Annotated in this window: 10 protein-coding genes and 4 pseudogenes; 7 read left to right on the top strand and 7 right to left on the bottom strand. The window is 71.4% G+C overall.

Annotation, left to right across the window (positions count from 1 at the left end; all coding sequences use genetic code 11):
• Together ABZ135_RS31890 and ABZ135_RS31885 are read left to right on the top strand one after the other, a co-directional pair.
• Positions 1-627, top strand: a pseudogene (locus ABZ135_RS31890) (transcriptional regulator); the annotation flags it as partial.
• Between the two features lie 44 nt (positions 628-671).
• Complete coding sequence (locus tag ABZ135_RS31885) at positions 672-2,198, top strand: aldehyde dehydrogenase family protein (RefSeq protein WP_356700686.1); 1,527 nt, start codon at positions 672-674, stop codon at positions 2,196-2,198.
• Between the two features lie 165 nt (positions 2,199-2,363).
• On the opposite strand, the gene ABZ135_RS31880 is transcribed toward ABZ135_RS31885, so the two are convergent.
• The 3 genes and pseudogenes from ABZ135_RS31880 to ABZ135_RS31870 form a co-directional block, all read right to left on the bottom strand.
• Positions 2,364-4,211 (bottom strand): APC family permease, encoded by a 1,848-nt coding sequence (locus ABZ135_RS31880; protein WP_356700684.1) that lies wholly within the window; start codon positions 4,209-4,211, stop codon positions 2,364-2,366.
• Between the two features lie 189 nt (positions 4,212-4,400).
• Positions 4,401-4,745 (bottom strand): annotated as a pseudogene (locus ABZ135_RS31875) (MarR family transcriptional regulator); the annotation flags it as partial.
• A gap of 132 nt (positions 4,746-4,877) precedes the next feature.
• Positions 4,878-5,075: pseudogene (locus ABZ135_RS31870) on the bottom strand (helix-turn-helix domain-containing protein); the annotation flags it as partial.
• A 182-nt stretch (positions 5,076-5,257) separates the two neighbouring features.
• Here ABZ135_RS31870 and ABZ135_RS31865 point away from each other — a divergent pair.
• Together ABZ135_RS31865 and ABZ135_RS31860 are read left to right on the top strand one after the other, a co-directional pair.
• Positions 5,258-6,451, top strand: a complete 1,194-nt coding sequence (locus tag ABZ135_RS31865) for a cytochrome P450 (protein ID WP_356700682.1) — start codon at positions 5,258-5,260, stop codon at positions 6,449-6,451.
• Positions 6,448-6,669: a ferredoxin gene (locus tag ABZ135_RS31860; RefSeq protein WP_356700680.1), complete on the top strand. Its 222-nt coding sequence runs from the start codon at positions 6,448-6,450 to the stop codon at positions 6,667-6,669. The genes ABZ135_RS31865 and ABZ135_RS31860 overlap by 4 nt, the downstream gene beginning before the upstream one ends.
• Positions 6,670-6,942: 273 nt before the next feature.
• On the opposite strand, the gene ABZ135_RS31855 is transcribed toward ABZ135_RS31860, so the two are convergent.
• Complete coding sequence (locus tag ABZ135_RS31855; RefSeq protein WP_356700678.1) at positions 6,943-8,268, bottom strand: hypothetical protein; 1,326 nt, start codon at positions 8,266-8,268, stop codon at positions 6,943-6,945.
• 539 nt (positions 8,269-8,807) lie between these two features.
• Here ABZ135_RS31855 and ABZ135_RS31850 point away from each other — a divergent pair.
• Positions 8,808-9,020: pseudogene (locus ABZ135_RS31850) on the top strand (glycosyltransferase family 2 protein); the annotation flags it as partial.
• 24 nt (positions 9,021-9,044) lie between these two features.
• Here ABZ135_RS31850 and ABZ135_RS31845 read toward each other — a convergent pair.
• Positions 9,045-9,638 (bottom strand): TetR family transcriptional regulator, encoded by a 594-nt coding sequence (locus ABZ135_RS31845; protein ID WP_356700676.1) that lies wholly within the window; start codon positions 9,636-9,638, stop codon positions 9,045-9,047.
• Positions 9,639-9,749: 111 nt separating this feature from the next.
• Between ABZ135_RS31845 and ABZ135_RS31840 the strand changes: the two genes are divergently transcribed.
• Positions 9,750-9,965 carry a hypothetical protein gene (locus tag ABZ135_RS31840; protein ID WP_356700674.1) on the top strand — a complete coding sequence of 72 codons (216 nt, stop codon included), beginning with the start codon at positions 9,750-9,752 and terminating at the stop codon, positions 9,963-9,965.
• A gap of 158 nt (positions 9,966-10,123) precedes the next feature.
• Here the strand turns inward: ABZ135_RS31840 and ABZ135_RS31835 are convergent, their stop codons facing one another.
• Both ABZ135_RS31835 and ABZ135_RS31830 read right to left on the bottom strand, forming a co-directional pair.
• Positions 10,124-11,908: an FAD-dependent oxidoreductase gene (locus tag ABZ135_RS31835; protein WP_356700673.1), complete on the bottom strand. Its 1,785-nt coding sequence runs from the start codon at positions 11,906-11,908 to the stop codon at positions 10,124-10,126.
• A gap of 191 nt (positions 11,909-12,099) precedes the next feature.
• Positions 12,100-13,599, bottom strand: a complete 1,500-nt coding sequence (locus ABZ135_RS31830; RefSeq protein ID WP_356700671.1) for a DHA2 family efflux MFS transporter permease subunit — start codon at positions 13,597-13,599, stop codon at positions 12,100-12,102.
• A gap of 335 nt (positions 13,600-13,934) precedes the next feature.
• Between ABZ135_RS31830 and ABZ135_RS31825 the strand changes: the two genes are divergently transcribed.
• Positions 13,935-15,047: a hypothetical protein gene (locus ABZ135_RS31825; protein ID WP_356700670.1), complete on the top strand. Its 1,113-nt coding sequence runs from the start codon at positions 13,935-13,937 to the stop codon at positions 15,045-15,047.
• Positions 15,048-15,332: the final 285 nt, after the last annotated feature.

Here is a 15,332-nt window from a genome sequence, read left to right as displayed (position 1 = left end):
TCCATGGGCCCCGGCACCAAGCTGCCCACCCTCGGCCACGTCGACTACGCCACCCTCCGCGACGCCTACCAGCGGAACGCCGAGGGCCTCCTCGCGCACCGGCCGGAGGGGGTGGGCGGCGACGAGCTGCTGACCCTGCTGTACGAGGACGAGTCGGTCACCCCGGTCACGCTGCGGGCCGAACTGTCCCGGCTGCGCGGCCTGCTGGCCGGGGCGGAGCCGGGCGGCCCGCTGCTGGCCTCGCGCCCGTACCGCCTGACCCGGAGCGTGGACGCCGACTTCGCCACGGTGGACCGGCGGCTGGCCTCGGGGGCCGTCGCGGCGGCGATGGCCGCCTACGCGGGCCCACTGCTGCCGGGTTCGCGGGCGCCCGCGGTCGTACGGCTGCGGGAGCGGCTCGCCGGACGGCTGCGGGCGGCCCTGGTGGACCGGGGCGATCCGGGTCTGCTGGCCGACTGGGCCTACAGCGCGTGGGGCGAGGACGACGTGACGGTGTGGCGGGCGCTGGCCGGGGCCGTTCCGGCGGCGCAGGCTCCGGCCGTACGGGCCCGGCTGGCCGCTCTGGACGCCGAACTGGGGGCGGCCGCAACGGTGTTGCAACGTCGGGCCGTGCACCATCGGCCCTGAACGCCGGTCAGGGACGGCCGGCGCGTCCGAGGGAGGCCCCGCCCATGACCCGTTACGCCGCACCCGGCACCGAGGGTTCGCTCATGTCGTACGCGAGCCGCTACGACCACTGGATCGGCGGGGAGTACGTCGCCCCGGCCGGCGGACGGTACTTCGAGAACCCGAGCCCGGTCGACGGCCGGCCGTTCACCGAAGTGGCCCGGGGCACGGCCGAGGACGTGGAGCGCGCGCTGGACGCCGCGCACACGGCGGCCCCGGCCTGGGGCCGTACGGCGCCGGCCGAGCGCGCGGGGGTCCTGCTGCGGATCGCGGACCGGATGGAGGAGCGGCTGGAGGCGCTGGCGGTCGCGGAGAGCTGGGAGAACGGCAAGCCGATCCGCGAGACGCTGGCCGCGGACATCCCCCTGGCCGTCGACCACTTCCGCTACTTCGCGGGGGTGCTGCGCGCGCAGGAGGGTGCGCTCAGCGAGATCGACGAGGACACCGTCGCGTACCACTACCACGAGCCGCTGGGCGTGGTCGCCCAGATCATCCCGTGGAACTTCCCGATCCTGATGGCGGTCTGGAAGCTGGCCCCGGCCCTCGCGGCGGGCAACGCGGTCGTCCTGAAGCCGGCCGAGCAGACGCCGGTGTCCGTGCACTACTGGATGAGCCTGGTGGCGGACCTGCTGCCGCCGGGCGTGGTGAACATCGTCAACGGCTTCGGCGAGGAGGCGGGCAAGCCGCTGGCGTCCTCCCCGCGGGTCGCCAAGATCGCCTTCACGGGCGAGACGTCGACGGGCCGGCTGATCATGGGCTACGCGGCGGAGAACATCAAGCCGGTCACCCTGGAGCTGGGCGGCAAGTCGCCGAACATCTTCTTCGACGACGTGTGGGCGGCGGACGACGACTTCCGCGACAAGGCCCTGGAGGGCTTCACCATGTTCGCCCTCAACCAGGGCGAGGTCTGCACCTGCCCCTCCCGGGCCCTCATCCAGCGCGGCCACTACCACGAGTTCCTGGAGGCGGCGATCGCCCGCACGGAACGGATCGTCCCGGGGCACCCCCTGGACACGGCCACGATGATCGGCGCCCAGGCTTCCGGAGAGCAGCTCCGCAAGATCCTCTCGTACCTGGAGATCGGGCAGCGGGAGGGCGCCAAGATCCTGACGGGCGGTCAGCGCATCACGTACGACGAAGGCGAGCTGGCGGGCGGCTTCTACGTCCAGCCGACCGTGTTCGAGGGCGACAACCGCATGCGGATCTTCCAGGAGGAGATCTTCGGCCCGGTCGTCGCCGTCACCTCCTTCACCGACTTCGACGACGCCGTCCGCACGGCCAACGACACCCCCTACGGCCTCGGCGCCGGCGTCTGGACCCGCGACACCACCACCGCCTACCGCGCCGGCCGCGCCCTCCAGGCCGGCCGCGTCTGGACCAACTGCTACCACGCCTATCCGGCCCATGCCGCCTTCGGCGGCTACAAGCAGTCGGGCGTCGGGCGGGAGACGCACAAGATGATGCTGGACCACTACCAGCAGACGAAGAACCTGCTGGTGTCCTACTCGCCGAAGAAGCTGGGCTTCTTCTGAGGGCATCAGAAGAGGCGCCTGACCTGGGCTTCTACCCGCCAGGCGCCTCACCCCGGCTGACGCGGTCTCGCCGGCTTCCTCCGCTTCGGCGGAAGCAGCAGATGCCGAAGCCGTCGTCCAGCGTCGACGGCTTCGAGACTTGTCCGGCGGAGACGGACGAGGCGGCTAACGCGTCCTGAGCCGGAACCTCAGCCGACAGATCACGGCGTCCGTGTCCCTGCGGACGGCGTGGGCGACGACCGCGCCCCGCTGGTTCTGCAGCAGCCGCTGCCACAACCGGTCGGGCTCGGCCTCCGGGATGAGCACGGTCACCCGGGTGCGCGGCTCGGCCGCCCGCAGCTCGCGTACGTACGCGCTGACGGGCCGGCCGAGCGAGCTCCGCTCGGCCGGCAGCCGGACCAGCGGAACGCCCGGATTCCACAGTGCCCAGTCCCGCTCCAGGGCGTCGGTCCGCTCGCGGTCCTCGGGGTCCGGGTGGCAGACGGTGACCGCACGGACCTCGTCGCCGAGGGACACGGCCGCGGTGAGGGCCTCGCTGGTGAGCAGGGTCAGCGACGAGACCGGCACCAGGACGAGCGAGCGCTCGCGGTGCGGCGGTTCGGGGATCCGGCCCACGCCCAGGCGCTCGCCGATCCGCCCGTACGCCCGATGGACAGCCTCGAAGACGGCCACGAGCAGGGGCAGCGCGATCACGATCAGCCAGGCGCCGTCGTGGAACTTGGTGGCCGTGACGACAGCGGCGGAGACGCCGGTCAGCACTGCCCCGACTCCGTTCAGCAGGGCCTTGCCGGCCCACCTGGTTCCGCGCTCCCTGCGCCAGTGCAGGACCATGCCGGTCTGGGCGATCGTGAAACCGACGAAGACACCGATCGCGAAGAGCGGAACGAGGGTGTTGGTGTCACCGCCGGAGAAGACCAGCAACGCGGCCGAGACGAGCGAGAGCCAGGCGACTCCGTGCCGGTGCACCTGACGGTCGGCCTTCAGCCCGAAGACGTGCGGTACGTAGTTGTCGCGCGCCAAGAGCTTCAGGAGGACGGGCAGGCCACCGAAGGACGTGTTCGCCGACAACGCGAGGAGGACCATGGTCGCGAACTGCACGACGTAGAAGGCCCAGTTGTGCCCCAGGGAAGCGTCCGCGAGCTGAGCGAGAACGGTCACTCCCTCCACCGGCTGGAGCCCGAAGCGGGAGATGAGAACGGAGAGGCCGATCAGCATCACGCCGAGCAGGGCGCCGAGCGCCACCTCCGCCCGCATCGCCCGCCGGGTGGCCGGAGTCCGGAAGGACGGTACGGCGTTCGCGATCGCCTCCACACCGGTGAGCGCCGAACAGCCGGAGGCGAACGCCTTCAGGAGGAGCAGAGCGCCCACGGTGGTGGCGTTGTCGGCGAGGACCGAGGCGTGGCCGGCGGACGCGGCCGAGGAGACAGGGGCGTCACGGAGCAGACCGACGGCGATCAGCACCAGGATCGTGCCGACGAAGACGGCGGTGGGGACGATGAAGGCGCGGGCCGAGTCCACGATGCCCCGCAGGTTCACAGCCGTGATGAGCACGAGGACTGCGAGGCAGATCCACAGCCGGTCGCCGTACAGGCCGGGGAAGGCGGAGGTCAGGGCGGCCACACCCGCGGTGACGGCCACGGCCACGTTCAGGACGTAGTCCAGGACGAGCGAGGCGGCGGCGACGAGGCTGCTGCGTCGGCCGAGGTGGGCCTTGGCGACGGCGTAGGAGCCTCCGCCGTCCGGAAAGGCGGCGATCACCTGTCGGTACGAGGCGACCAGCACGGCCAGCAGGCCCGCGATGGCCAGAGTGACCGGAAGCGTGAAGCCGAGCCCGTGAGCGCCGGCCGCGGCGAGCACCAGGACGATGGCCTCGGGCCCGTACGCCACTGACGCCATCGCGTCCAGCGAGAGCGCGGCGAGACCGGTCACGGCGGTCAGCTTGTGACGGGCTCCGGTGTCCGGGGGCTCCTCGGCACCGGGTACGGCGACCTTCTCCGTGGTCAGGATGGTCATGCGGGCGAACTCCTTCGGACTCATGTCCGCTCAGCGTGAGCCCTGACCGGGACGGCTTCCGCCGTTCATGGCGGGTTCTTTGCGCCCGAGCGCCTTCTCTTCACGCATTCCTGACGCGGGTCGGGGCGCAACGGAGCCCGGTCGGCACCCAGCACGCGCCGACAGGAGCAGGGCAGGGTGATCGCCCCCTCATGTCAGGAGGGTGCGCCAGCGGTCGGCGGATTCCTTCATGTCCCCGACGACCCGCTCCAGGAACCTGCCTGCCCTGAGCAGCCGCTGCCCCACCGGCGAGTCGGGGCCGAGCGTCTCGGCCGCCGCGATCGCGGCCTGCGCCGATTCGAGTGTCTGCCGGGCGCTGATGGCGATCGAGTGGTACCACGCCTCGTCGTCGACGATGTAAAGGTCGCGCCGGCGCTGTGGATCGCGCTCGCGCCGGACGTATCCGTACCGGACCAGGGAGTTGACGGCCACGGAGACGGAGGCGGGACTGACCCGCAGCCTGCGGACCAGTTCGGCAGCGGTACGCCTGCCGTCCTCGGACAGCAGCAGGTCGGCGTGGACACGCGCCATCATCCTGGGCATCCCCGACCTCACCGCCAGCTCGATGATCTCGTCCTCCGTGGTGCTGCGCGACGGCCGGTCCTCTCGGGGGTGCGCCGGGGCGCCGCGCCGTGCCCGCTCGGCCGTCGCCCGGTGCGCCTGTTGGGGCCTGTACCGGCCGGGGCCGCCGTTGCGTGACACCTCCCGGCTGATGGTCGAGGTCGGACGCTCGAGCCGGCGGGCGATCTCGGCGTAGGAGAGGCCGTCGGCGAGTCCGGCCGCGATCCGTTGGCGTTCCTGCTGGGTCAACCGTCCTCCTGGCATGGAGCCAGTATTGCCTTCGCCACCAGCCATTGCAACGCACCGTTGCATTCGGAGGCATGCCATTGCATCAATTTGGCGCTGTTGAAGTGGAGTTCCGTTCCCGATTGATTGACGAAGCCATGAATGCAACGTAGCTTTCAAACAGTTCTGAACACGTCATATCGCGAGATGAGGCAATGGTCATGAGCGAGTCCGTCCACACCGTCACGACGCTGCCGGCGGAGCGCCGCAGCGGCTGCCCCTTCGACCCGTCGGCCGAGTTGCTCGACGCGCGTCGGCACGGCCCCATCAGCCGCTACACCCACCCCGGCGGAAAACCCGGCTGGCTGATCACCGGATACGACATGGTGCGCTCGGTGCTGGCGGACCCGAGGTTCAGCTCCCGCAAGGACCTCATGAACGTGGTCGACTTCGAGCTTCCGCCGGCGCCGCCCGGCGAGTTCCTCCTCATGGACGACCCGGAGCACAGCCGCTATCGCAAGCCCCTGGTCGGCAAGTTCACCGTGCGGCGGATGCGGATGCTCACCGAGCGGATCGAGCAGATCACCGCCGACTGCCTGGACGCCATGGAGGAGACGGGGCCGCCGACGGACCTGGTGACCGCGTTCGCCAAGCCCATCCCCACCATCGTCATCTGCGAGATCCTGGGCGTGCCCTATGAGGACCGGGCGTCCTTCCAGGAGCAGATCGACGCCTTCATGGGCGGGGAGGTCAGCGACGAGGAGCTGATCGCGGCCTACACCGCGACCCAGGAGTACCTCGCACAGCTCGTGGCCGCCAAGCGCGCCCACCCCACCGACGACGTCCTCAGCGAACTCACCGACAGCGATCTGACCGACGAGGAACTGAAGGGGATCAGCCTCATCCTCCTGGCGGCCGGTTTCGACACCACCGCGAACATGCTGTCCCTCGGCACCTTCGCGCTGCTCCAGCATCCGGAGCAACTCGCCGCCCTGCGCGCCGATCCGGCACTCACCGACGGGGCCGTGGAGGAACTGCTGCGGTATCTGAGCGTCGCGAAGACCTTCCACCGGACGGCGCTGGAAGACGTCGAGCTGGGCGGGCAGACCATCAAGGCCGGCACGACCGTCGTCCTGTCGTACAACACCGCCAACCGCGACCCCGACCGCTTCCCCGACCCCCACACGCTCGACCTCCGCCGACAGTCCTCCGGGCACCTGGCCTTCAGCCACGGCATCCACCAGTGCCTGGGGCAGCAACTGGCCCGCGTCGAGATGCGGGTCGCGTTCCGCGCGCTGGTCGACCGCTTCCCCACCCTGCGCCTGGCCGTGCCGGCCGCCGAGGTCGCCCTGCGCCCGGAGACGGCGGACATCTTCGGCGTCAAGAGCCTGCCGGTCACCTGGGACGCGAAGTGAGCGCCCCCCTGCTGACCGCCGACAGGGAACGCTGCATCGGCGCCGGCATGTGCGCGATGACCGCACCCGAGGTATTCGACCAGGACCCGGACGACGGCCTCGTACTCCTGCTGCACGCCGAGCCGCCCGCCGCCCACCGCCCGGCCGCACGGATGGCCGTCGGCCTGTGCCCCTCCGGGGCCCTCACCCTCCACGAGCCGGAGCCCGACGGCTCCTAGCCCTTGCGGCCATCACCGTCTCGGCGCTGCCGGGCCTGTTCCGAACCGCCCTGGTCACCAGCTCGTTTCTGACCATGGACGCCCACGCCCCGGTCGGGACGTGCACCAAGGCGTACGCCTGGCTGATCGCCGCCATCGGCTTCGGCCAAGCCGCGTGCACCGTCCTCGCAGGCCCGCTCGCCGCCCACCCTCAGTTCGGCGCCGCGCTCCCCGCCACCGGAGGGGCCCGGCGCCGACCGCTGCTCCAGTGCTTCTCGCGGTCCGGGGCTTCCTCTACGCCGCCCAGCCGTTCTGGGGCTTGTCCTCGCCGTCCTGGTCGTCGCCGTCGGTGTCCGGTTCGAGGGCGGCGCGGTCGTCGAGGGTGACGGTGATGCGGTCACCGTCGCCGGGGGTGAGGCGGGTCAGGCGCTGTTCGATCCGCTCGTAGAGCATGGCGGCGAGTTCGTGGTCGCCGCTGCCGTCCGGGGTGGTGCTGGTGACGGTGTGCAGGCTGATCAGAAGGGCGATCAGGGAACGGCCCGACAGCGGGGCGAAGACGCGCTCGTCGGCCTCGTCGGTGACGCGGGGCGGGACGCGGAAGTGGGGGTGGCCGGCGGTTCGGGTGGTGAGGAACTCCCAGGTGTCGCGGTGGCAGCGCAGGTCGGCGGAGGAGATCCGGGCCGCGGACCGCAGCAGGGCGGTGTGCTCCTTGCTCACCGGTACCGGCTCGGGGGTCTCGGCGGGGCGGTACAGGAGCTGGTCGACGACCGTACGCAGTCCAGCGAGCTCCTGCGTCAGGACGGTGAAGCCAGCGCGGGTCTCCTCCAGCATGGTGGTGAGTTCTTCCCTGACCCGGTCGGCGGCCTCGCGGACCGTCTCGCGCAGTTGCTCGGCGGCGTCACCGCCTGCCTGCTCCGCGGTCTCGTCCTTGGCGAGTTGCTCGATGAGGGGGGCAAACTCCTGGGCGAAGACCTCACGGGCAGCCTGGCGCACGGACTCCTCCGACAGCGCCGGCTCTGTCACCTCCAGCGCGGTCTCGGGGACCAGGTCTTTTGCGGCCGTGCCCTGTTCCGGCTCCTCCGCTGCGGCCGTGCCGACGGTCTGCGACCCGAACTCCTGCCCGTCGCCGGTCCCTGCTCTGGACGCGGCCGCAGGGGCGGAGAGGGAGCCGACGACGGGGTCTTCCTGGTCGGGACCGCGCTGAGCGGGGATCGTCGGCTGAAGGGACGTGCCCGGGCTCTCGGAGCCAGAGGCGGAGGGCACGGGTGCGACGGGAAGCGGCGGGGTGAGGGCAAGGGTGTTGAGCTGGTTGAGGGTGGTGCGCAGTTCGGTCAGCTCGGCGCGCAGCAGGCCGGTGACCTCCTCGGTCTTGCTGGTGAAAAATTCGCTGGAGGCGGGCTTGACGGCGGCGTTGACGTCCTTGCGCAACCGGTTGACTTCGTCGAAGACCCGGGTGAGCCCGTCCGTGACGGCCCGGGAGGTCGCCGCCTGGGCGTCGCGACCGGAGCTGTCGACCTTGTCGAAGCTCTCGTTGAGAGCCTCCCGCAGGCTCTGGTCCCCATGCAGCACGGCGGCGTGCAGCATGGAGACCATCTCGGCGAGACCGGGCTTACGTTGCATCTCTCCCCCACATGTTGCTTTGAGTAGTTGATCACTTCCGCTGCGTATACTGCCCGACAGGAGATACCACCCGGGGCAGAACCGGCCAACTGCTCTTCCAGGAAGGGAGATTGGCCACTCCGTTACCGCAGAGTGGCCAGTTCCCTGCCCTTGGCAGGGCCCGCAACCTTCCCGCTAGCCAACCGGCCACGCCCAGTTATGGGGCACCCCTCGCACAGGACCAGGCTCGCTTCCCCGACGTCCTGCTCGCCCGGACTTCCTCTGCGGCACCAGCATCCTCGACCTGCAGGCCGTCGGCACCCCTGCCGAGACCACCTTCACCGGCCTGGAAGACGCCCTGCGGGACGCGGGGGACGAAGCGGAGCCCGCCGCCATGTCCTGACTACCGGCTCCGACGCCGACCCAGCCTTCAGCGGGGGCCCTGAAGGCCCGAGCCGAGACCGTGCCGCCAGGCCGGCAGCCTCTACGCGCGGCCCGGCACCGAGCCGGGAGCGCAGACCGGCTAAGCCCCGACAGGCGCCGGGCGCGTCTCGTCCAATCTCCAACCCCCGAAGACCAGCCCGGCCCGGCACGCGGTCTACTTCCGGATGATGGCGCGCAACCGGGTCCGGCTGGCCAAGCGGAACCTGTCGGCCCTGCTTGTCCCCGTCCACCTGGGCGTGTGGACCGTACTCACGCTCCTGCGCACCCGGTCGGTGGCGGGTCTGACGGCATGGTGTGGTGGGCTCCATGGAGGGCGTACATCGGCCGGGCGGCACAAGGTCCGCTACGTAGCCCTAGCGAAGGACCTGCTCGATGTGGTGGTCGAGGAGGCGTTCGGCGGCTTCTGGGGTGCGGTAGCCGAGGGCGACGTCCACGCCGAGGCTGGTGGCGAGGGACCAGCAGATGTCGGCGTCGGCGCGTTCCTCGCGGCGCGGCTTGCTGCCCCGCTCCTCGCGGGCTGCCGTGATGAGGCCGGCGGTGAAGGTGAGCAGCTCGTCGTCGCCCGGTGCCAGGACCTTGGCCATCGTCGGATCGGAGACTGCCCGGCCCGCGGCCGCCAGCGCGAAGCGCATCAGCCGGGTGCTCTCCTCGGCCGGGCTGATCAGGGCGTGGAGGCAGGCGCGGAGAACGGCCTCCGGACTGGTCGTGTCGGCGGCGGTGACCGCGTTCTCGATCGTGGCGTTGACGGCCCGTACGGCTCGGTCGAGGGCGTCGCGGATCAGGGCCTGCATCGAGGAGTAGTAGTGCTGGACCTGGCCCATCGAGACGCCCGCCTCCTCGGCGACCTTGCGCAGCGACACCTGCTCGATGCCGCCGCGCACGGCCAGTGACCAGACGGCCTCGACGAGGCGCGTCCTGCGCGCTTCGTGATCCACGATCTTCGGCACGGTACCGCCACCTTCCTCGCAACCTTTGCCATGCGACCGCATGGCAAAACCGAGCACCGTCGGGTTACAGTGCAATCGCATGGTAAAACGCGATCAGACTGAGAGGATCCCATGAAATACGGCCTCTACCAGGCGCTCGGCATGGTGCTGCTCGTCCTCGGCGCCCAGGGCGCGATTCGCCAACTCGTCGACCACGACAACGCCGGCCTGCTCGGCTGGTTACCAGGAGGTTTCGCCGCGAGCATCACCGTGTACGTACTGGCCGTCGTGATCGGCGCGGTCATCGCGGGGCGGGCTCACGATGCTCGTAAGGCGACGGGCAACTGACTCGGGGCGTGCGAGTGGCGCCTTCTCTGCTCTACGTCGCCGGTTGGCCCGCTGGCCCTCTGGTTCCGAGATGGTGTGCAGGATGAGGCGACGGCGCCCGGGGTGGAGCGCGTCCACCCCAGGCCCGGGTCGCGTCCGCGTCACCGGGCTGCCCGGGCTCAGCCGGCGTCGAGGGCGTTGGGGAGGCCGAGGCGGTGGCGCAGCCGGTCGTGGCGCTTGTGGGCCTCCATCTCCGGGGCCCGGAAGAGGGGCCGCACCATGCAGCGGGCGGCGGGTGAGCCGGTCCGGTCGAGCAGGGCGTTGACGGCCTGGCGGGCGGAGGCGTTGGCGCCCTCCATCGTCGCCAGGTCGATGTCGACGGCCACGTAGTCGCCGGCCAGGAACAGGTTGGGGATCCTGGTGGCGGCCTGCGGTCGGTTGTGGAGGGTACCGACCGGGTGGATGAGCAGTTGGTCCTCGTTGGTCGGGTTCGGGGTGCCGAGGCCGTCGACGCCCGGGTCGAGGAACCAGGAGTGCAGGGTGCCGTCCTTCAGGACCGTGCGGCCCGGTTCGTTGAACGCGGCCTTCAACTGCGCCCACACCTCCCGGGCGACCTCCGTACGGGTGCACTGCTTGGCCGTCTTGCCGTAGAGGATGCCGGGCCGGTCCCACTCGGAGATGTCCACCGAGAGACAGTCGACGGCGGCCCCGTCGCCGTAGTCGGCCGGGAAGTCGCGGGACTGCCAATGCTGGGCCTGCTGGATCGCCGTCAAGGACCAGGGCGAGTCGATGCAGTTGGCGTGTCCGGCCAGCAGCGGCGCACGCTCGGTCAGGTAGAACTGGATGCCCGTCATCCAGTCCGTCTCCAGCCTGTCGCACCGCGCGAGCTGCGGATCGGCCGCCCTCAGCGCCGCGCCCCACGTCCGCCGCGCGTGCTCCACGGGGATCGCGGAGACGTAGTGATCGGCGGTCACCGAGCGGCGGACGCCCTGCGGATCCTCGACGACGGCCGCGCCGATCCGGCCGGTGCCGGAGTCGTAGGCCAGCTCCCGCAAGGTCCATCCGATGCGGAACTCCACACCGAGGCTCGTCAGGTGGGCCACCCACGGGTCGATCCACGCCTCGTTCGTGGGCAGATTCAGGATCCGGTCGAGGGGGCCGTCGGCGCCGCGTCCCAGAGCGTTGAAGACGAAGGCTTCGAGGAGGGTGGCGACCGTACGGGTGCTGGCCTCCTCGGCCTTCGTCGCGACGATGTTGCGGGTGAGCCCGACGGCCAGGATGCGCTGGTAGTCGTAACTCCTCCGGGCCGCCCCCAAGAAGTCCCACCAGGGCGTCCGCTCCCATTCCTCGTCGCGCCGCTCGTCGCAACTGGTGAGGAAGACGAGGAAGCGGTTGACGAAGTAGGCGGCCTCGTGGAGCGGGATCGAGCGGGCGGTGTCCAGGAGGGCGGTCAGCGCGCGGCGGATCTCGTCGAGGGTGAGCTCGGCGGGGCTGTGGCCCGGCCAGGGGAGCGGGATGCGCAGGTCCTCGCGGCCGGTGCGGGCGAACGACATCTCCGCCGGTGCGACGAGGTTGTCCCAGACGCCGTTGGCGTTCCCGGGGAAGGGAATGCGCCGCATCGTGTCGGGCAGGTTGTGGTAGATGCCGGGGATGAAGCGGAAGCCGTGCTCGGCGGGGAGCGGGCGCCGGGTGCCGCGGGCGCTTCCCGGTACGTCCATGGAGCGGGCCTTGCCGCCCAGCGCCCGGCGCTCGTAGACGGTGACGCGGAAGCCGCGTTCGGCCAGTTCATGGGCGGCGGTCAGCCCCGCGACGCCACCGCCGAGCACGGCCACGGACTGCGCCCCGGCCGGCCCGGCGGCGACGGCCGGTGCGGCGCCGAGGGCGGTCCCCCCGACGGCGACCGCTCCGGTCACGGCGGCCGCGCCCGCCACGAAGGTGCGTCGTGAGTTGCCCCTGCGGTTCATGCCCCAACCCCTTTACCGGCGGTAACGCGACGTCCGGCGCAGGAGCATAGGGCCGCCCCGCGCAGCCCGGAAGGCACGTGCGGGCCCCATTCGCACATGGCGCGATCCCGCCCATCCCGCCCCTGCCGCCGCGCGGGGCGGGGACCGTCACCGTGGGCGCACCGTCACCACCGGGGCGGACGGCCGGTCCGTCAGCCGGAGGCGTGGGCCGCCTTGTCCGTCGGGGTGCCGTTCTCGTCCTCGGCCTCCGGGGCGGCGGGCTGCGGCGGGGCCGGCGGGGTGCGGACCAGCAGGGCGATCAGTACGGCCAGTACGCCGAGGGCCGCGCCGACGCCGAATCCCCAGCGGACGCCCGTGGCCAGGGCGCCGGTGGCGTCCGCGCCCTCGGCTGCCGCGGTGGCGGCGCGTCCCGACATGACGCTGATGACCAGGGCCGTGCCGGCGGCGGCCGAGACCTGCTGGAGCGAGCCCAGGATGGCGGAGCCGTGCGCGTAGAGGTGAGGCGGCAGTACGGACAGGCCGGAGGTGAAGACCGGGGTGAAGACGAACGCCATACCGACGCTCAGGGCCACGTGGAGGGCCAGCACCAGCCACGGCGAGGTCTCCTCGCCCGCGAAGGTGAACAGCGCGAGGCACAACGCCGTCAGTACGGCTCCGGGCACGACCAGGCGGGGTGCGCCGAGCCGGTCGTAGAGCTTGCCGACCTGAGGTCCGAGCAGGCCCATGGTCAGGCCGCCGGGGATGAGCAGGAGCCCGGTCTGCAGCGAGCTCAGGCCGCACACGTCCTGCAGGTAGAGCGGCAGCAGGATGAACGCGCCCATCAGCGCCATGAACGACAGACACATCAGGCCGAGCGCCACCGAGAAGTGACGGAAGGTCAGGCTGCGCAGGTCGAGAAGCGGCGTGGACGAGCGCTGCAGTGCCAGTTGTCGCCAGACGAACAGGCCCACCAGCACGGCACCGACCGCGGTCGTGACCGCCGGCGGCACGGCGGCCTCGGCCGCGTTCTCGGCGCCCAGTCCGCTCAGACCGTAGACGAGGGAGCCGAAGCCCGCCGCCGCGAGGAACACGGAGAGCCAGTCGATCGGACCGGCCTGCGGCTCGCCGATGTTGACCAGCCGGCGCAGGCCGAAGACGGCCATCGCTCCGGCGATCGGCAGCACGGCCAGGAACAACAGGCGCCACGACCCGAGCTGCAGCAGCACTCCGGAGACCGCCGGGCCCAGGGCGGGTGCGACGGAGATGACGAGGGTGATGTTGCCCATGACGCGGCCGCGGTCGTGCGGGGGCACGAGGGTCATCAGCGTCGTCATGAGCAGCGGCATCATGACGGCGGTGCCGCTGGCCTGGATGACGCGGGCGGCCAGCAGCACGGGGAAGACGGGCGCGGCGGCGGCCAGTGCCGTACCGGTGAGGAACAGGGCCATGGCCAGACCGAAGGCGGTCCGCGTCGTCACGCGCTGGAGGAACCACCCGGTCACCGGAATGACGACGGCCATGGTCAGCATGAAGGCCGTGGACAGCCACCCGGCGGCCGCCGCGGTGACCTCGAACTCGCGCATGAGCCGCGGGATCGCGTTGACCATGATCGTCTCGTTGAGGAGGACGACGAACGTGGACAGCACCAGAATCCGCAGCACGGCGGTGACGCGGGCGGGTGGGAGGGTGGGTGTTGTCTGTGATGCGAGCATGGTGCCTTCCGTCTGTGTGAGTGTCCTCCGCGGGGGCGCACACACGGACAGACCACGGCGGCAGGAAGAACTCATCGGTGTCACCCGATCTTGCCGGTGCCGCCGCCGAGGCTCAAACGAATTTGCCGACCCGGGACCGGAACCCGAAACCTTCGGGACCCGGAAGCCGTGACTCGGGAGCCCGCAACCCGAAACCCGGGCCCGGGACCTGCGACCCGGGACCGGGGACCGGGGACCCGGAACCCCGTTCGGCCGGGGCCGCGATGTTCCGAGCGGGCCGGGCGCCCTGGCCCGACCATTGCGGAGAGTGAGGGCGTGATGGATGATGACCGGCCGTGACGATCTTCCTTGCGCTTGTGCTCTGCGTGCTTCTCTGCGTGCTCTACCGACTCTTCATCACTCCCCGTCGCCACGCCCGCTGGGCCGAGGAGCACTTCGTGGCCGCCGACTACGGACTCCCGCCCCGCGCGGCTCTCGACGCGCGGCGGCCCGGGCCGCCCCCGGCGCCGTACCGGCTCAAGGAGATGCAGGCCGTCGCGGACGCCGCGTGGGAGGGGCGGTGGCAGGTGGCCGAGTCGTACGTCGAGGAGGCCGGCGACGACTGGGACGAGCGCTGGTCCCGTATCGAGCTCCTGCAGCAGGTGGCCGGCGAGGACGACGCCTGGCTGGACGCGTGGCGCGCGGCGCGACCCGAGAACTGCGACGCGGCGACGCTTCACGCCGCGCTGATGGTGCACCGGGCCTGGGAGATTCGCGGCAGCGAGTACGCCGACAAGGTATCGCTGGAGCGGATGAACCGCTTCCGCGCGATGCTTCCGGCCGCGATCGCGGAGGCGCGGCAGGCGGCGCTCCTGGACCCCGCCAACCCGGGGCCCTGGGTCGTCATGGTCACCGCGGCCCGGGGAGCCCAGTACGACCACGACCAGTTCAGGCCGCTCTGGGAGGGGCTGGTCTCCCGCGCGCCGTTCCACTACACGGGCCACTGGCAGGCACTCCAGTACTGGTGCGCCAAGTGGTTCGGCAGTGACAGCCTGATGATGTCGTTCGCCGAGGACGCGGTCCGCAAGGCTCCGGCCGGCAGCCCGCTGGCCGGAATGTATCTGCACGCGCTGCACGAGCGGTCCAAGGACGCGGAGTCCTCGCCCTTGCGCACCACGCGGGCGGCGAAGAGGACCCTGGAGCGGGTCGCGGCCTCGCTCGCCGAGGTCGCCCCCGACAACGAGCACCTTCCCGCGCTGCGTCATCTGCTGGCGCACTCCCTGCTGGAGGCGAAGATGTACGACGCCGCCCTGGAACAGTTCCGGCTGATCGGCCCGTGGTGCGGGGCCGAGCCCTGGCGTGCGGGCGGCGATCCGGCAAAGGCCTTCGAGATCGCCCGGGGCACCGCGGTGAAGCTGTCCGGGGCGACGCGCGTGGTCAAGGCGCGCAATCCGTTCGCCACGTTCTAGCCGCCGTCGGCCACGGCTCCGGAGCCCGCGACTCCGGAGCCCGCGACTGCGGAGCCGAAGGGACGCGTGATCAGGTCGGCGCCGGTCCCGCCCCCGGCCTCCGTGGGGGTGCGCGCGGGCGGCTCGGGGCGGGGAGAAAATCCGGGCGGGGGGAGGGACTGGCTGTTAATCTGTCGACGACGTGACCGTGTATCGAGGAGTCGCAGACGTGGTGGGTGACGACGACATCTCCGGGTGAGATCCGGATCTGACGGCCACCGGACGCGCCGAGGAGCGCAGTGCCGG

Source organism: Streptomyces sp. NPDC006339 (assembly GCF_040612775.1).
Lineage (GTDB): Bacteria > Actinomycetota > Actinomycetes > Streptomycetales > Streptomycetaceae > Streptomyces.
This window is presented reverse-complemented; position numbering and strand designations above follow the sequence as displayed.